This is a genomic window from Aliiruegeria haliotis, assembly GCF_003003255.1.
In the GTDB taxonomy this organism is placed as follows: Bacteria; Pseudomonadota; Alphaproteobacteria; order Rhodobacterales; family Rhodobacteraceae; genus Tropicimonas; species Tropicimonas haliotis.
The window spans coordinates 212612-230765 of the sequence record NZ_PVTD01000002.1; the positions used below are offsets into that span (position 1 = coordinate 212612).

The 18154-nt window shown below is 64.4% G+C and carries 13 protein-coding genes; 3 read left to right on the forward strand and 10 right to left on the reverse strand.

The window, feature by feature from the left end:
* Positions 1-4: 4 nt before the first annotated feature.
* The 6 genes from CLV78_RS06415 to CLV78_RS06440 all read right to left on the reverse strand — a co-directional run bounded on the left by CLV78_RS06415 (position 5) and on the right by CLV78_RS06440 (position 8486).
* On the reverse strand, positions 5-919 hold the full coding sequence (locus CLV78_RS06415) for a dihydroneopterin aldolase (protein ID WP_106203964.1): 915 nt from the start codon (positions 917-919) through the stop codon (positions 5-7).
* A gap of 128 nt (positions 920-1047) precedes the next feature.
* On the reverse strand, positions 1048-1674 hold the full coding sequence (locus tag CLV78_RS06420; RefSeq protein ID WP_245924857.1) for a cell wall hydrolase: 627 nt from the start codon (positions 1672-1674) through the stop codon (positions 1048-1050).
* A 247-nt stretch (positions 1675-1921) separates the two neighbouring features.
* Positions 1922-4489 (reverse strand): putative PEP-binding protein, encoded by a 2568-nt coding sequence (locus tag CLV78_RS06425; protein WP_106204486.1) that lies wholly within the window; start codon positions 4487-4489, stop codon positions 1922-1924.
* 82 nt (positions 4490-4571) lie between these two features.
* Entirely contained in the window at positions 4572-6800 is a 2229-nt protein-coding gene (gene glyS / locus CLV78_RS06430; RefSeq protein ID WP_106203966.1) for a glycine--tRNA ligase subunit beta, read from the reverse strand.
* Positions 6801-6810: 10 nt separating this feature from the next.
* Positions 6811-8019: a sodium/glutamate symporter gene (gltS, locus tag CLV78_RS06435; RefSeq protein ID WP_106203967.1), complete on the reverse strand. Its 1209-nt coding sequence runs from the start codon at positions 8017-8019 to the stop codon at positions 6811-6813.
* Positions 8019-8486: a DUF6446 family protein gene (locus tag CLV78_RS06440; protein ID WP_106203968.1), complete on the reverse strand. Its 468-nt coding sequence runs from the start codon at positions 8484-8486 to the stop codon at positions 8019-8021. Before CLV78_RS06440 ends, gltS begins: the two co-directional genes overlap by 1 nt.
* An 89-nt stretch (positions 8487-8575) precedes the next feature.
* Here CLV78_RS06440 and CLV78_RS06445 point away from each other — a divergent pair, with 89 nt between their 5' ends.
* Positions 8576-9211: a MarC family protein gene (locus CLV78_RS06445; RefSeq protein WP_106203969.1), complete on the forward strand. Its 636-nt coding sequence runs from the start codon at positions 8576-8578 to the stop codon at positions 9209-9211.
* 128 nt (positions 9212-9339) lie between these two features.
* Here the strand turns inward: CLV78_RS06445 and CLV78_RS06450 are convergent, their stop codons facing one another.
* Positions 9340-10266 (reverse strand): glycine--tRNA ligase subunit alpha, encoded by a 927-nt coding sequence (locus CLV78_RS06450; RefSeq protein ID WP_106203970.1) that lies wholly within the window; start codon positions 10264-10266, stop codon positions 9340-9342.
* A 646-nt stretch (positions 10267-10912) separates the two neighbouring features.
* On the opposite strand from CLV78_RS06450, the gene CLV78_RS06455 reads away from it, so the two are divergent.
* A complete protein-coding gene (locus tag CLV78_RS06455) occupies positions 10913-12715 on the forward strand; it encodes a serine protease (RefSeq protein WP_106203971.1) in 1803 nt (600 codons plus the stop codon).
* A 476-nt stretch (positions 12716-13191) separates the two neighbouring features.
* Positions 13192-14640, forward strand: coding sequence for a TrkH family potassium uptake protein (locus CLV78_RS06460; protein ID WP_106203972.1), 1449 nt, complete (start codon positions 13192-13194; stop codon positions 14638-14640).
* Positions 14641-14970: 330 nt separating this feature from the next.
* Here CLV78_RS06460 and folE2 read toward each other — a convergent pair whose 3' ends face one another.
* From folE2 to CLV78_RS06475, 3 genes are all read right to left on the reverse strand, one after another.
* Positions 14971-16074 (reverse strand): GTP cyclohydrolase FolE2, encoded by a 1104-nt coding sequence (folE2, locus tag CLV78_RS06465; protein WP_106203973.1) that lies wholly within the window; start codon positions 16072-16074, stop codon positions 14971-14973.
* A 110-nt stretch (positions 16075-16184) separates the two neighbouring features.
* Complete coding sequence (locus CLV78_RS06470) at positions 16185-16925, reverse strand: glutamine amidotransferase (RefSeq protein ID WP_106203974.1); 741 nt, start codon at positions 16923-16925, stop codon at positions 16185-16187.
* A 336-nt stretch (positions 16926-17261) separates the two neighbouring features.
* Complete coding sequence (locus tag CLV78_RS06475; RefSeq protein WP_245924858.1) at positions 17262-18125, reverse strand: helix-turn-helix domain-containing protein; 864 nt, start codon at positions 18123-18125, stop codon at positions 17262-17264.
* Between the last annotated feature and the right edge of the window lie 29 nt (positions 18126-18154).

Below are 18154 nucleotides of genomic sequence, written 5' to 3' on the forward strand. Positions count from 1 at the left end.
ACGATCACAGCATCAGTTTATCGGCAAGCGCCAGGTGCGTGCCACCCGGCACGTCGGCACCAAGGCCAAGCAGGCGCTCCGCGTCGAGGGTCCCGGCGAACCACGCGGAGAGCGCAGCGGCGTCCCGTGGGTCCACTTCCGGCCGGTCGACGGTATCCAGCACCACTTTCGACGGCGCCCAGACAACGATCCGTCCGGAGGTGATCGCATGCGTGATCTCGGTCCGGCTGTCGACTACGATACATCTAACGTCCCGTGCGGCCAGCACCCACGCGTTCTGCTCCAGCGCCAGGAGATCGATCCGCCGTTGCGGAAGCGGCGCCCCCGCGACCGGTATCGACGTCTCCGGCAATCCCACGGTCAGCACAACCGGTCGCTCAAGCGCCTCAAGCGCGTCCAGCCAGGTCGCAAGTCGCGCGTCGGCAATCGCCATGTTGGACAGGTGGACGACCAGCGGCCGCGTCTGCTCCTCCGCGACGGGTTCGGCAACCCGGGCGGTGTCGCGCGTGCGTTCGATCTCAACGCCCAGAGCAAAGGGACCCCGGTCGAGTTTGTCGATGCGGACGAAAACGCGCCGGGCCCGCGGCTCCAGCAGCAGGGTCTCCGCGATCCGCTCCGCCAGCGTCTCCAGCAATGCCAAACGCTCTTCGGAAAGGGCGCCCTCCACCGCCTCCGTGATCGCGTCATAGCTCAGGATCCGGTCCACATCGTCGGCAAGCGGTGCGCTTGCCCGACCGACCTCAACCACAACGTTGAAGCGCAAGCGCTGTGTGACCCCTCGTTCTTCCTGGAAGGCACCGATCTCGACCTCCCGCACGTAGTCACGCAGCGCAATCCGGTCGCGCGGGGCGCCTTTGGGCGCGGTTGCCGCCGCGCGGTCTTCAGGATGAGCGAATGCCAGGGGGAGATCGCGTGTCATGGCGCCTTCATGACAGATGCCGCACCGCTTGCCACGTCACAATCGACAAAAGGCCGCCCCTAGGCGACCTTGTCACGTCCGGATCGGCACGTTTCACCTGCCCGAAGCCCACAGGCTCCGGTTCGCGGTCAGGACCGGGGATGGCGATAAAAATGGTGCACACCGATCGAAGCCGTTCTGGCGAACTTCCGCGACCAGGAGGGGCGCACGGCGATGGTGTGATAGTGCGTTGCACCACTTGTCAGCAGCTTCGGCGCCCCTTCCAGCATCAAACGGGCTACCTTGCCCACGCGCTTGAACGCTTTCGGTTCCGAGATACGCTCCGGGTTGCCGTCGCAGGTGTAGGTGAACTGGCATTGATACTTTTTGCCCGTGCCCTGGTTGATGACACCACAGACCGTGTTCGGGTAGAGCGGGCTCTTCACCCGGTTCAGGATTACTTCGGCCACGGCGAACTGGCCCTTTACGCTCTCGCCGCGCGCTTCGAAATAGAGCGCCTCGGCAAGGCACTTCCACTCCGCGCCGCCGCTGACGTGGGGTTGCTTGTCCAGCCAATTGCGCGAGTAACTTACGGACTTGAACTCCCGCGGTCGCGGCATCGCGCGCACCGAAGTCGAAGGGCTCAGGCGCCCCAGATGCTCGTCGCTCAGCGAAGAAAGGACGCGGTTCTCCATCCCGAGGAGTGTTTCCAGCCGGTCAGAAGCAGCCGCGGTCGGATCGGTCGAGGTCGACAGCCGGGCCTCCGCCACGGCCATGGATCCTGTCCCCAACAGGAGTCCAGACAATAGAAATACAGCACGCAAAAGCGTCATTTTCAGTCCCACCCAGTATTGCGGAATCACCCCGCAGCAAGCCGGGAGCGGCGATAGCAATTCTGCAACAGGGTTGTAAATGCCATGGAGCCGGAAATGCGGTCACTGTGTTGACGCAGGGTCGGAATCAGGTGTTTTTGGGCAAATTTTGGCAGATTCTCGCCGAACGCCGGCGAAAAGCTGCGTGTTTTCAATCTTCTGACTCGTAGGCCTTGGCTGGCCCGAGCGCCAGGTGAGCCGCCGCGAGTCGGGCCACGGGCACCCTGAACGGCGAGCAGGACACGTAGTCGAACGACGCTTCACGGCAGAATGCGATTGTGTCCGGATCGCCTCCGTGCTCGCCGCAAACCGACAACACCACTTCCGGAAGGGTGTCCCGGCCGCGCTCTGCACCGATGTGCAAGAGCTCGCCGACGCCCTCCTTGTCGAGGGTGTGAAACGGATCTTCGTGAAAGACTTTGTTGCTCACATAGGTGCCCATGAACCGGCCGGCATCGTCGCGCGACAGCCCGTAGGTCATCTGCGTCAAGTCGTTGGTACCGAAGCTGAGGAAGGACGCGTGGGCCGCGATCTCGCCGGCACGCAGGGCCGCACGGGGTGTCTCGACCATGACCCCAAGCCGGTAGTCGAGCGCCTTCCCGGTTTCGATCCGCACTGCCGCGGCGACGGAGTCGATCCGCGCCTTCACCAGTTCCACCTCCCGCTTGGCCGAGACCAGCGGGATCATCACCTCCGGCACCACGGTGGCGCCGGCTTGCTGGCTGGCCTCCACCGTCGCTTCGAAGATCGCACGCACCTGCATGTCGTAGATTTCCGGCACCGTCACGCCCAGCCGCACCCCGCGCATGCCAAGCATCGGGTTGAACTCGGACAGTGCCTCCACCCGCCGGGTCACATCAGAGACTGGCAGATCGAGCGATTCCGCGAGCCCCATGAGCCCCTCGCGATCCTTGGGCAGAAACTCGTGCAAGGGCGGATCAAAGAGACGAATACAGACCGGAAGCCCGGCCATGATCCGGAACAACTCCACGAAGTCGGCCCGTTGCATCGGCAACAGCCGGTCAAGGGCGGCCCGGCGGTCGGTTGCGCTGTCGGTGAAGATCATCTCCCGCATCGTGATCAGGCGCGCAGGCTCGAAGAACATGTGCTCCGTCCGGCAAAGTCCGATCCCGTCAGCAGCAAAGGCGTGCGCCATTCGGGCATCGTCCGGCGTGTCCGCATTGGCGCGGATACCGATGTCGCGGACCTCGTCGGCCCAGCCCAGCAGGGTGCGGAAAGGCCGGTCCAGTGCCGGTTCGAGCATCGGGACGGCTCCGGCAAGGGCCTCGCCTGCGGAACCGTCGACCGTGACCAGGTCCCCCTCCTTGAAGACCCGGCCGTCCGGCGTCGTGATCTGTTTCTTGCGCCGGGAAACCCGCAGCCCAATGGCGCCAACGATACAGGGCAGTCCCAGCCCGCGCGCGATCACCGCCGCATGGCTGGTCATGCCCCCGCGCTCGGTGATGATCCCGTGGGCGGCGTGCATCCCGCGGATATCCTCCGGCGTCGTTTCCTGTCGGACAAGGATACAGGGGATCTCGTGGCTGGCGGACAGTTGCGCCGCCTGGCTCGAAAAGACCAGCTGCCCCGTGGCGCCACCCGGGCTCGCGGCGATCCCCTTCAGGATCACGTCCCGCTTCGCCTCGGGATCTACCTGGGTGTGCATCAGCTCGGTCAGCGATTGCGGCTCGACCCGCAAGAGCGCCTCCCGGGTCGAGATGATGCCGTCTTCGGCCAGCGACACCGCCACGCGCACATCCGCTCGCGCGGAGCGCATCACCCGCGTGGCGTCCAGCACGTGCAACTCGCCCTCGGTCACGGTGAACTTGATCTCCATCTCCTCGCGCAGCCGCTCCCGGCAGCGCAACGCGACGGTCTCAAGCTGTGCGAAGACCTCTGGCGCGACGCTCTGCATCGAAGGGCCGCGCGGATCCTCGGCGAGATACATGATCTGCCTGTCCAAGCCCCCCTGCCCCTTGCCCGGGCGCTTGTGCTTGTAGCGGCCGGTAACCTGTTTCTCCCCGGTCACGATGTCGATCATGCGCATCACGCCGGAGCCGCTCTCGTTCGGCCCGATCCCGTGCACCATCTCCTGCACCACGAGGCCCAGCCCGGCATCCACCGGCGCGCCGCGAGCCTGCCGCAACAGCCGGGCGCTCACCCCTTCCCACGCCCGCGCCATCGACCGGAGCACCTCCGAAAGCTGCCGGGCGGGGTCCTGTGGGAAGGGCTCGTCGGCCTCATCCTGGTAGATCGCCAACACGGAGCGAAGGGCATTCTCACCCTCTTCCTCGACGGCCTCCTCGAAGGGTTCGGGATCCAGCCGCGCGACTTCCATCGCGAAGGCCATGATGAACTTGAGGTATATGAACTCCGCGGCCGCCTTGCCGATCCGCTTGCCCATCTCCGCGCAGAGCGTGTCGTTCATGCCGATGTTCAGGATCGCTCCCGGCCCCCCCCAGTCGGGATCGGCACTCGACGGCCGGACAGAGACCAGTGGCGTCCGCCCGAACGCCGAGAGCAGCCGTGGCGTGTCCGGGCGCTCACCCTCCGCGATCCGGTGGACCGCATCGAAGGACAGCGCCACCGTGCGCGGCACGGGCATGTCGAGCCGGACCAGCCGTTGCAAGCACTTCGCCCTCCCGCCGTGGGTGGGTATGCTCACGTCCGCGGTGGGCGTAATCAGGGTGAAATCCTTGATATCGTCGGGCTTCAGCACGTCGGTCCGGTCCTTCTCTGCGCGGCTGCAGGATACGCGAAGCCGGCCATGCGGCAAATGCCGCACGGCTCTCCGACAGATCTTAGCCCTCGATACGTGTCAGATCCGCCGCTTTCAGGCAGATTTCACGGATCCGGTGCAGCAGGTTGAGCCGATTGCGCCGCACGATCTGGTTGTCGGTATTGACCTGAACCGCCTCGAAGAACGCATCTATCGGGGCGCGCAGGGAGGCCATGCTTGCCATGGCCGACGCGAAATCCTCGGCCTCGATGGCCGAGGAGATCGCCCCCTCCGCCGCATCGAGTGCCGCGAAGAGCGCCCGCTCCTCGTCCGTCTCTGCAAACTTCACATCCGGACCATACTCATAGGAGACCCCATCGGCCTCCTCGGCCTGGGTCAGGATGTTGTTGGCCCGCTTGAATCCCTGCAAAAGGTTTTCGCCTTCCTCGGTCTTCAGGAAATCCGACAACGCCTCCGCCCGCTTCACCAGCAGCACGAGGTCGTCATTGCCCGGCATCGCGAGACAGGCGTCGATAACGTCGTGGCGGATACCCTCGTCGCGCAAGTGGACCTTGAGCCGGTCATGAATGAAACCAACCAAATCTTCAGTTCTGAATGCAGCAACTTGACGGAGGTTTGGCAATGCCTCCTTTGTTGCAGCGATCCTTTTGTCAAACTCAGCTTCAAGTGCCGGCAAAACCTGATCAAGCAGTTCAACGGACTTCGCTTCTTCAGCCAATTCCGCCAAAGGCGTCGTGTCAGCAATCGATGTCATAGCCCCCATCACTGGTGCAAAGTGCGACCAAATCTGAGGGGCAAGCGACCCACGAAGTTTGTTCACAAGCAGCAACCTAATAACCCCCAACGCCGCCCGTCTCAGCGCAAACGGGTCCTTCGACCCTGTCGGCTTCTCGTCGATGGCCCAGAATCCGGTCAGCGTGTCCAGCTTGTCGGCCAGCGCCACGGCGACGGAGACGGGCGCGGTGGGCACGTCGTCGGAGGGGCCGAGCGGGGAGTAGTGCTCTTCGGCGGCGGCGGCGATTGCCGGGGAGAGGCCAGCGGCCTCAGCGTAGTAGCGACCCATCGTGCCTTGCAATTCCGGGAACTCGTAGACCATTTCCGAGGACAGATCCGCCTTGGCCACCTGTGCGGCCCTCTCAGCCTCCTCCGGGTCGGCGCCGACCAGCGGGGCGATTTCCTTCGCCAACGCCGCAATGCGGTCGATCCGCGCCTTCTGGCTCCCGAGCTTGTTGTGGAACGTCACGTTGTCGAGGCTTTCCAGCCACGGACCCATCCCGGCCCTGGCCACGCGCAGGTCGTTCTCCCAGAAGAACTTGGCGTCGGACAGCCGCGCGTACAGCACCTTCTGATTACCGGCAAGAATGGTCGCGCCACCATCTTCGGTCACCATATTGGCGACGGTGACGAATTTCTCGATCCGGCCAGTCTTCGGGTTCCGCACCGAAAAAAACTTCTGGTGCTCTTTCATGGAGGTCTTCAGAACCTCCGGCGGCAGGCCCAGGAAATCCTCGGCGATATCGCCCATCAGCACGACCGGGCATTCCACAAGCCCCGCGACCTCCGCCAGCAGGCCCTTGTCCTCGACAACTTCGAGACCTTGCGCGAATGCCATGTTGGTCGCGTCATGCCAGATCGTGTCGGCCCGCTCCGCCGGGTCGAGGACCACATGCGCGCGCTTGAGCTTTGCCACGTAGTCGTCAAACCCGGTGACGGTGAACGGCTCTGGCGCCAGGAACCGATGGCCACGCACCACGTCACCGGCCGCGATCCCGTCGACGTCGAGCGGTACAACGCTGGCGCCCCCCTCGTCGGACAACAGGCAGACAATGGAATGCAGCGGACGAACCCAGCGCAGGTTCCCCGCCCCCCAGCGCATCGATTTCGGCCAGGGGAAGTCGCGGATCGTCGCGTCCAGAACCTCGGCCACGATTTCCGCGGCGGGTCGCCCGGCCCGGGTGATCTGTGCGAACCACACCTTGCCCTTCTTGTCCTCGCGCGCCTCCAACTGCTCCTTCGACAGCTCCGTGGCCCGGAGGAACCCGGCCAGCGCCTTCTCCGGCGCGTCGACGCGCGGCCCCTTACGCTCCTCGGTCACGGTCGGACTCTCCGCCGACAGCCCTTCCACCGTCAACGCCAGCCGGCGCGGCGTCGTGAATGCCTGCGCCGAGCCATAGGTCAGACCGGCCTCGACCAAACCGTCGGTGACGAGCTTCTTGAGGTCCGCCCCGGCGCGGGTCTGCATCCGGGCGGGGATTTCTTCGGAAAAGAGTTCGATCAGCAGATCGGGCATTGGCGGGTCCTCAGAGCGGCAGGAAGAACTGGATCGCGAAGGAGTTCACGATGTCCACGAAGAAGGCCGAGACGAGCGGCAGGATGACGAAGGCCATGGGCGACGGCCCGTAGCGCTTGGTAACAGCAGTCATGTTGGCGATGGCGGTGGGCGTGGCGCCCAGCGTGACCCCTCCGAACCCGGAGGCGAGAACGGCGGCGCGATAGCCGCGCCCCATCGCCGGAAAGAGGATATAGATCGAAAAGACGATGGAGAGAAGCGTCTGCGCCCCCATCACGACGATCAGCACCAGACCCATGCCTTGCAGGGTCCACAGCTGAAGCGACATGAGCGACATCGCAAGGAATGTGCCAAGGGCAAAATCCGAGATCATGGCCAGTGTCGGGGTGCGGCTGATCGGTGCCGCACGGGGCAACAGCAGCGGCTTGAGGTTGCCGACCACGATGCCCATGAGCAGGCAGGGCACGAAAGGCGGCAGCCCGACACCCGCCTCTTCAAGAACCTCGAACAGCGACCAGCCCAACGCGATGGTCACATGGACCCAGAGCATGACCTGCATGAAGGTCAGATGGTTGATGGTCTCGGATTCCTCCTCGTCGAACCCAACACCGATGGTGTGTTCCTCGTCGGGGCGCTCGGGCTCGAGCTGGCCGCGATTGATCAGGAACTTGGCGATCGGACCACCGATCAGCGCGGCACAGACCAGGCCGATCGTGGCAACAGCAACACCGATTTCGCTCACGCCGGCCGCACCGCCGGTCATTTCCTCGATCCGAGGCGTCCAGGCGATCACCGTGCCATGCCCGCCGATCAGGGCCGCGGAACTGAGCAGCACAGAGAACTCCCGTGGCAGGTCGAAGATCCGGGCCCCGGCAACACCGATGAGGTTTTGCAGGATGACATAGAAGATGGTCAGCGCCAGAAGGATCGCCAGCGGCAAGCCTCCCTTGAGCAGGTCACTGAGCCGGGCATTGAGCCCGATGCCGGTGAAGAAGACGATCAGGAAATAATCCCGCGCGGCGAGGTCGAACTCGACAGGCCGCCCCCAGACAACGAAGACGGTCATCGTCAGCACCGCCGCCAACAACCCGCCGGAGACCGGTTCGGGAATGTTGAAATCCCGCAGGACGGCAACCCGACGGGTCAGCGCCGCGCCCACGAGGTACACGAGGAATGCCACCGTGACTGAAACAAAGGGGTTCAGGAGGATCGGGTCCATTACTTCTTCATCTCCTCGTTCACCTGGTGCCAGACGTAGCCGCGCCCATCTCCGAAGATGGCAACCACACGATCCACGCCATGGGCGAAGTTTCTTTCGCCGAGAAACGCCAGCGCCTCGCCCTGCTCCAGCGCCAGTCCGATTTCCTGCGAGTCGAAGCAATCGAACCAATGCGGCGCGTTGAGCGGTTCGGCCTGGGGGTAGGGCTCGTAGGTTTCGGTCAGCATGGCCTGGCTCATGGGCGTGGTGAAACAGGCACGGTAGCGGATCGGAGAGGAGGTGGCGTCGATGGCCTCGATCCCCTCGGCGAGGATCGGCTCGGGGGCACCGTACAGCAGGGTCAACATGACCTGCTCGCCAGAGGCGTCGACCTCTTCGTAGTAGTGGTAGACTTGGAGGTAGTAGATCGCGATCCCCGCGATAATCGACAACACTACGATACCCCCTGCAATGATCTTGCCACTCATGACACGACCCTCCGAGCGGCGCGGGGGTTCCGGGGCGCGCCTGTGCGTGCTAGCGCAAGGGCATACATCCCCAGAGTGAGGCCCGCAGCATGGACCCAGAACTCGCAGTCAAGTTCTTCGGCGCGCTCTTCGCGATCATGAACCCCGTAACGAACCTGCCGATCTTCCTCGGCGTGACCGATGGCGCCAGCCCGTCCGAGCAACGCGCCATCGCGATCAGGACGGCGGCCTACGTGTCCGTCTTCGGCATTGCCGTGGCGCTCATGGGCACGCAGTTGCTGAATCTGTTCGGGATCAGCGTCGACGATTTCCGTGTCGCCGGCGGTCTGGTTTTGCTCCTGATCGGGCTCAACATGCTCAACGGCAGCGAGAGCAGGTCCCACCATGGCACCGACGGAGAGAAAGCGGCCTATCCCGATGCGGCAACGGTCGCCTTCTACCCGATGACCTTCCCGATCCTCGTCGGTCCGGGCACGATCACGACGATGATCCTCTTTGCGCAGCAGGCACAGGGCCTCGGCGACTGGATCACCTACTTTGGGGTCTTCGGTGCAATCGTGGGCGCAATTGCAATTGTGTTCTGGTTTGCGGGCGATCTGGGCAAACACCTGTCCGGCACTGCGAAAGCGATCATGAGCCGGTTGATGGGCATGATCCTGGCCGCCATTTCCATTGACATGATCGCGACGGGGCTCAAGGCATTGCTGCCCGGACTCGCGGGGTAGAAGCGCATAATAAACGGTCGCGCTACGCGGCAGCCTGCCCGGACGCAGCCCGAAACGTCGCCGCACGCGCGCGCGCGGCTCGCCCCGGCTCGGGGCAGCGCCATGCAAAGGTTGCCCCCCGCGACGCATCAGGCGCTCCAGCCCCCGGCCTCGGTCGACACGAAAGCATCCGCACATTTCTTCGCCAGCGCACGCACACGCCCGATATAGGCCTGTCGCTCGGTGACGGAGATCACACCACGCGCGTCGAGCAGGTTGAACAGGTGGGAGGCCTTGATGCACTGGTCATAGGCGGGGTGCGCCATGACGATGCGCTTGCCGGTCTTGGGGTCCTGTTCCGGATGCGTCAGGATGTGATCGCAATGCGCTTCCGCTTCTTCGAACTGCTTGAGCAGCACGTCGGTATCGGCAATGTCGAAATTCCAGCGGGAGTATTCCGCTTCGGTCTGGCGGAAGACATCGCCATAGGTCAGCGGGATCGGCGCGTCGGGGCGGTTGAAGGGCATGTCCATCACGTGATCGACGCCAAGCACGTACATCGCCAGCCGCTCCAGCCCATAGGTCAGCTCTCCGGAGACAGGTTTGCAATCATGGCCGCCGACCTGCTGGAAATACGTGAACTGGCTGACCTCCATGCCATCGCACCAGACCTCCCAGCCAAGTCCCCAGGCGCCAAGCGTCGGGCTCTCCCAGTCGTCCTCGACGAAGCGGATGTCGTGCAGCGCCATGTCGATCCCGATCGCTTCCAGCGACCCCAGGTAAAGCGCCTGAAGGTCGGGCGGGCTCGGTTTGATCAGCACCTGGTACTGGTAGTAATGCTGAAGCCGGTTCGGATTTTCGCCGTAGCGGCCGTCGGTCGGCCGACGCGAGGGCTGCACATAGGCAGCGGCCCAGGCGTTCTTGCCCAGCGCCCGCAGGGTGGTGGCCGGATGGAATGTGCCGGCCCCAACCTCCATGTCATAGGGTTGCAGGACGGCGCAGCCCCTGTCGGCCCAGTAAGTCTGAAGCCGCAGGATCACCTCCTGGAAACAGGTGGGTCGGGTGGTCTCGGTCATTGCATTGCCCCGGTGGTCTCAGGTGTCGCGCCTCAATAGGCGCGAGGAAGCGGAGCGTCAATCAAAGCGCGGAAATGCGAAGGATCCGGACTGCATGAGCGCCCTGGTTGGCGCGGTGAGGGTGTCGGTTCCCGAATGATGCCAACCATCGAGGTGGCGCGGAGCGACCACGTGCCAAGTGGCCCCGCAACTTCGCCCGACAAGGGAGAGGCACGCCCTGGTGTCGGTCCCGGTGATTCCCGGCGACAAGAGGCTTGCACGATCAGCCCGCAGCGGGTCGCATTTACTGATCCTGCAGCGAGCGCGGCCCCCTGCCCCCTTCGCAATTCCATGCCGGCGCGCCGCATGGCATGGCGCGCAGGCGGCCGCTGGCTCCCCAACCGCACCTTTAGGCCGGGCCATACCGCGTGCATGGACGCAGGTTTTCCCTGGCCCTGCCGCCACGGGTCGCAGATCCGCCACACCTTCTCCGCTCCAGGCCGATCCTCCAGAATTGAGGTGCGCCTCCCCGCGCCTCTGCTAGATTGGGCAAAATGCCCGGCCGGGCTCCGGTCGGACGACATTTGCCCTCGGGCACAAAGCATCCGGCCTTTCGGCCACCAGGACAGCCCGTTTCGGGCAATCGGACATTTCGGGGACCCGTTTCGTGTACCACTTCAGACTGTTTCTCTCCCTCGTTCTAACCCTATTCCTTGCAGCGGCGCCGGGCGCGGGCAGGGCGCAGGACAGCGCCTGGGTCCAGATCGAGGCGCTGCGCACGCTGGCAGAGGCCGAAGCCCGCGCCCGCGCCTATTCCAGCGCCTTCCAGAACGTGAACGGCTTCCGGATGCCGGGGGGCTGGTATGGTATCGTGCTCGGCCCCTATTCCCGCTCGGGCGCGCAGGCGGAACTCAACGCGCTCAAGACCGGGCGGCTCATCCCGGCAGACAGTTACCTTACCGACGGGAGCCAGTACCGGCAGCAGTTCTGGCCGGTCGGTGCCGACACGCTCGCCGCCGCCCCGGTCGACACGCAAAGTAGAGCCTTGACCGCCGCTCGTCCCGGGGCACCTGTCCCGGTGGCGCAGCCGAAACAGACCGATCAGCCGGTTGTCCCGCCGCCGCCGCCCTACATCCCCGATGAGACACCGCAACAGGCCCGCGCCTCCGAACGTCTGCTCGATGCGGCGCAACGCCGGCAATTGCAGGAGGCACTCAAGTGGGAGGGGTTCTACGCCTCAACCATCGACGGGGCTTTCGGCAATGGCACGCGCCGGGCGATGGCCTCATGGCAGGAGGCGAAGGGGTACGACGCAACCGGCGTGCTGACCACTGCCCAGCGGAACGAACTCGTGGCAGATTGGCGCGCGCCCTTTGACGCCCTTGGCCTCGCCGCCATCACCGATGACGCCGCCGGGATCGAGATAATCCTGCCCGCCGCCAAGGTCGCCTATGCCCGCACGGAGGCACCTTTCATCCACTACGATGCCGCCGACGAAGATGGCATGCGCGTGATCCTGATCAGCCAGTCCGGCGACGAAGCCACGCTCTTTGGCCTCTACGACATCCTGCAAACTCTCGAAATTGTCCCCCGGGACGGGGCCCGCGAACGCAAGAAAACCAGTTTCCTGCTGACCGGTCAGTCCCCGGATCTTCATTCGCATACATACGCGGTGCTGTCCGATGGCGCGGTGAAGGGGTTCACGATCGCATGGAAACCTGGCGGAGACCCGCGCGTGATGCAGCCCGTCGTGCGCACCATGCAGGACAGCTTCCGGCCGCTGAAAGGCGTGGTATTGCCCGATACGGCGGCAACTGAGGCCGGGACCGAGCAGCGCATTGACCTGATGGCCGGGTTGGAAATCCGCCGCCCCGAACGTTCGCGCACCGGTTTCTTCGTCGATGGCACCGGCGCTGTGCTCACGACGACCGACCTGCTCGACCAGTGCCGCTCCGTCACCATCGGCGAAGAGATCGAGGCCGAAATCGCCGCACGCGACGATACGCTTGGCCTGGCGCTGCTCAAGCCCAGCCAGACGCTCGCCCCAGTCGGCGTGGCCCGGTTCACCAGCAATGTGCCCCGGATCAACTCTGAGATAGCGCTGGCCGGGTTTTCCTACGAGGACGTTCTCGACCTGCCGGTCGTCTCCTACGGCACTCTGGCCGATATTCGCGGCCTCCAGGGCGAGGCATCACTCGACCGGCTGGAGATCACCACCCTGCCCGGCGACGCCGGTGGCCCGGTCTTCGACAGCACGGGCGCCGTGCTTGGCATGTTGCAGGCCCGCGAGACCGGTAGCCGGCAGCTTCCGCCCGACGTGGGATTCACCGTCGATGTGCCCGCGCTTGCCGAGTTCCTCTCCGGCGCCGGTCTGTCCCCTGTCGCCTCGGAGGACACCGCGTCCATCGCACCCGAAGACCTCGTCGCGCTGGCCGGTGACATCACCGTGCGCGTGAGCTGCTGGAACTGACACCGGCGAAGGCGGGCTGCGGCGCGGCGAACAGGTCAACGCCCTGCGGGCCGCCTGGCGGACGGCGCGCACCGGTTTCGCGCGGGCGATGCCTCATTGGGCACCCTGCGCCGGTCCGCCCCACCCCACCGTTCCGCGTAGCCTTTGCCGCGTTGCGGAGATCACACCGCCGGCGCCCCCCAAGCCAGTGAACCACGTCCCCGCCCACTTCGTCCCGGCACCACCCGGATGGTCCCGCACCGAGCCGCTTCGCGTGACGCAATGACCGCCCGGGACCGAGGCTTTCGGTGCCACTGCCCGCTCTCCACGCTGGCCATAGCGCGGGCGACGCCTTCGCCCCGACCACCACCTGTTGCAGGTACACTGCGGCGCCACGCGCCGCTCCTTTGCCCTCTGCGCAACGTCCGCAGTCAACCCTGCCCGCGCCGTCCTATCCGTCTTGACACTGCATCAACATGGGGCCAACGCTTCGGCCCATGTTCGACATCCGCCCCGTGGGATATGTCATCGGCCTGCTGGTGGCCGCGCTCGGTGCGACGATGCTGTTGCCACTGTTGCTGGACCTGTTGTCCGACAACGGACACTGGCCGGTTTTCCTGGAATCCGCCTTCATCACTATCCTGTTCGGCAGCCTTCTGGCGTTGTCCTGCCAGAATGCCGTCGGCGAAGGCCTGACAATCCAGCAAACATTCCTTCTGACCACCGGGGTGTGGGCCGCACTGCCCCTTTTCGGCGCCCTGCCCTTCGTCATCGGCGCCACCGATGCCAGCTTCACGGATGCCTATTTCGAAGCCATGTCCGGTCTCACGACCACCGGGGCGACCGTTTTCTCGGGCCTCGATGAACTGCCGGCGGGCTTGCTGTTGTGGCGCTCGCTCCTGCAATGGCTGGGCGGCATCGGCATCATCGTCGTCGCCATGGTCTTCCTCCCCGAACTGCGGGTCGGCGGCATGCAGATCTTCCGCTCCGAAGCGTTCGACACCCTGGGCAAAATCCTGCCTCGCGCCGCCGAGATTGCCTCGCAGATCACCTGGATCTACGTCTTTCTCACCGTGGTGACGATCCTGCTCTACGCCGGGCTCGGCATGTCGTTCTTCGATGCGGTGAACCATGCCTTGACGTCGATCTCAACGGGCGGTTTCTCGACCCACGACGCCTCTTTCGGCGCGTTCCAAGGGGCGCCAGAATACGCGGCCTCCGTGGTCATGCTGCTCGCCAGCCTGCCCTTCGTCCGCTACATCCAACTCGTGAACGGCTCCGCCAAACCGATGCTGCGCGACAGCCAGATCCGCACCTACCTCACCATCATCCTGGTCGTGGCTGTGGTGCTCGCCCTGTTCCAGGTCTTCTATGATCGTCGCGGGATCGAACCGTCCATCCGCGAAGCGCTGTTCAACGTCACATCGATCATTTCCGGCACTGGCTACGCCAGCGTCGACTACCAGGAGTGGGGCACCTTCGCTGCGATGGTGTTCTTCTTTCTCGGCCTGATCGGTGGCTGCGCCGGGTCTACCGCCTGCTCGGTCAAGATCTTCCGATACCAGATCCTGTTCAGCGCCGTGGTCAACCAGATCAAGGCGCTGCACAGCCCGAAGGGTGTCTTCATCCTGCGCTACGATGGCAGGCCGATCGGCGACGATGTCGTCAACTCGGTGATTTCCTTCTTCGTGCTGTTCACGGTCTCGCTGGGCCTGTTTGCGGTTGCGCTCGCGATGACAGGGCTGGATTTCACAACTTCGATTTCCGGGGCTGCGGCGGGGCTGGCGAATATCGGCCCCGGTCTTGGCGACACCATCGGCCCTTCCGGCAACTTCTCCAGTCTGAACGCCACCGCAAAGTGGATCATCTCGGCAGCCATGTTGATCGGTCGGTTGGAGCTGGTCGCGGTGTACGCGCTGCTGACGGCGGCCTTCTGGCGAGCGTAGGCGCTGGCTTCACTGCAACGCCCTGTTTGCCGCCCGCACTTCTGGCCGGTGACTGCGCGTCCCTCACCTCGGTAACCGGAAACAGGCCATGAATGGACTGCGGGATCCCGGGGATTGCCAATACGCGACGAAAGCCGCTGGCGGGATCGAACCGCAGGGTGAGCCGCCGATATGCCCGACTCTCGCAGCGATATCCGCGTCTTTGCTCACCGGAGGGACGCCTGCAAGCTCATCAACCTGCCAGTGTGTCAGGGCGGGCCGATACCCTCGCTAGGCGTACGCAGATCCCGGGCCCGCCCTCTCGTTCCAAACAGGATGCCTCGAAAAAGGTCAGCCGACGTGGATCAACCCGGAAAACGTCCGCGGATCGAAGCTTGCAGTGTCGAAAGTCGGCCCCTCGACCAGCACTGAAATCGCATCATGGCTGTGCAGGCTCTCCTGGTGGCTTGCGATCACCCGGAAATCGCCAATCCGCGTGTCTGCCCGCAGCGCCTCGGCAAAGAGCCGCACGGCATCTTCCACGAAGATCGGATTGGCTGCGTTCAGCTCTGCGAACGCCTGCTCGTCCTCGCGTTTCACCATCACCTGTGTTTCGGTCGGGATCGCACGACGGCAGAGTTCCACCAGATCCTCGAACCACAGCACATCCGTGTCCGGCTCCACCACCAGCGAGATCCGCGCCACAGAGCGCTGGGAATGGGGCGTCGCCATCTGGCCACGCTCCCGGCGGGCGTGTTCGGAAAGCTCCAGAGAGCAGGGACAGGTCGACGAATAGACGTAGTCGAGATGCATCACTTTCAACCGCTCGCCGTCACGGTCGATCATCTCCAGCGTGATGTCGTAATACTGGTAACCTTCGAGACCGGAACGCAGCGAGCCAACCTTCATCGGGAAGGAAAAGCGCATCGCGATCCGCGCGTCACAGCTTTCCAAGTCGCGCTTGTAGGCGCCGAGCGCGTCTTCCATCACTTCGAAACTGAAAGTACGCTCCGCTGATCCGTAGAAGCTGCGCATGATCCGGGACATGTTTATGCCCTTCTTGTCGGCCTCAAGGCTGACGGTTCCTGTCACGCTTGTCTCAAGCGTCAGGTCGTCGCCATCGCGGCGATGAAAGCGGATCGGCAACCGAAAATTGGATATCCCGACATGGGCAATCTGCTGGCGTGCCCCCTTGATCAGGCTTTCGGGCCCGTTCTGAAGGTCGGGCATCGACGCGCGGTAGGCCGTATCGACCTCGAAATCCTCCGGGTAGGAGCGGCTCAGCGCGGGATAGGTGTTGGAGACACTCTCCGGCGCCAGACGCGCCACCACCGGATCGAGGTCGGCAACTTCCACGTCGGAGGCACTGCCGAGCCAGTTGCGCAGCGTCCTGAGCGCCGCCTCGGCCTCGTCTCGGGTGGGGCTTTCGGCGAAATCGGGCGCATGGATATTCATGTCAGGTCCTCGCGGTCTCTCCGGCATCCTTCATAGGTCGGCATGCAGGCAGGGTTTGTCCAGTCGCTTCTCTGGATTTACTACGCTGTCCGCCTGCGACCGGATCGTTTTTAGTTGCCCCGATAGCGCTCGACGAAATTGCGCAGGATGAGAGGAGCGGTGTCGACCTCGGCCGCCATGACCTCTTCGGTCAGTGTGGCGGCGGTCTCCGGCGGGAAGTAGCCCTTGTGCTTGTAGATCTCGATCCGCACCGCGAAGACCTCACCATCGGCCTCGGGGTGGAACTGGGTCGCATAGACGTTCTTGCCATGCCGGATCATCTGGAACGGACAGGGGGCGGAGGCCAACAGGTGCGTGCACCCCGGTGGCAAGTCCTGCACCGCCTCCTTGTGGCCGACCAGCGTGTTGAACTGCTCGGGCAGCCCTGACATCACCGGATCGGCCCTGCCTGCCTCTGTCAGAGTGCAGGCCACGGCACCGGGCGGCTCGAAATAAGCCTCCTTGCTGACCCGCGCCCCAAGGTGATGCGCGAGAATGCCGATACCGTAGCAGCAGCCCATGAAGGGAATATCCTGCTGCGTGATCTGTGGCATCAGCGCAAGGATCTCCTGCTCTATCTTCTTCTCGACCGGGGGTTTGCACTCATCCGGATCGGAGATGCAGCCCGGCCCGCCACCGACAATAACGCCCGCGAAATCGGCAAGGTCGAGGTCTGCTGGGATCGCCTCCCGCTCCAGCCGGATCCGTCGTGTCTCCTCCGGCCGTAGCCCGCCCTTGGCAAGGAACGCTTCATACTCGTTGTCCGAGGCGTCGGGCTCCGGGCGCAATTGCAGGATCAGAAAGGGTTTCATCCGCACTCCTCGTGGCTTCGGAGCATCTGCCAAAGGGAGACGGCAAAGGTCAAGCGTGCTGTCACGGCGTGCGGGTGTGGCGGCCTGGGATGCACCACGTGCTTGCGGTGACCATTGGAGCCTGCGAACTGCCGACCACACTGGACCCACGCGCCTCCGAAGCGCGCCTTGTGTTGGTCCGACGCGAACAAGGTTTGAGCGCGGTGCCCACTTGCCTGAACAGACACCGTCGCGTTCAGGTCGCGTGGCCCTTCGGTCCAATGCTCGGACGACGCGTCGATGCGCATTGCCTATGAAGGTGTCAGGACGCGTGCGCCCCGGCCCAACATACCGTTTTCAGCCGTCTTCGATCCCGTCCCGCAGCGCCTGCAACCACGGCACCACGCCCCGCGACCCGATCTCTGCCTCGCGAACCAACCCGTCGAAATGCTCCGTCAGGGACCGCACCCTGTCCCGCGAGCGAAAGGCGAGGTAGAACCGCCCCACGTAGACCACGCCGAGGAAGCTCCCGAAAACAGTCACCGGCGCGCTGAACATCCGCCTGGAATCATAGAGAAAAAGCCGCAACGAGGGATAGAGGCTCTCCCCTGCCTCGATCATCGCATCGACTTGCTCGCGCCGGATATCCGCGGCAAGCCCGTCGTAGTAGCCGGTGCCGCTGGCAAAGGCCCGCAATTCTCCCATGGAGATGCCGATTTCGTAGTCCGACATATGCTCGCCGATCAGCAGGTAGCGGTCCTGCATGGCGCCGATGGCCTGTTCGGGCGTCTTGCCAAGGTGCCGCTGGTATTCCCAGCCGAGCATGGCCTTCGTTTTCAGGACGTCAGGTAGCGTCGCGGGCACGTGCCGGATCTTGTACCCCGCGGCCTCCCGGTGCCACTCGTGCAACTGCGCATCTGCCGAGGATCGCGCGGCCTCCGTCACGGTCACCGCCGCCGCAAGCACGTCCCCGGGCCGCTCCGGGCGGTCGGAGAGGCCCAGAAGCCAGTCGGAACTGACACCGAGGACGCGCGCACATTCCGCCGCCAGATGCGCATTGGGCAGCCGCGCCGTGCCCTCCGACAGAAGTTGCGCCACGGTGGACCGGTCCACCCCGGTGGCGCGCGCCAGGGCGCTTCGGTTCATCCCCAGCACCGCCATCTGAACGGCGAGCCGGTCCCGGAACACCACGGCCCGATCGCGTTTGTCCATGATTTTCATAGTTGCAGATTTTTCTCAACATCGTGGAG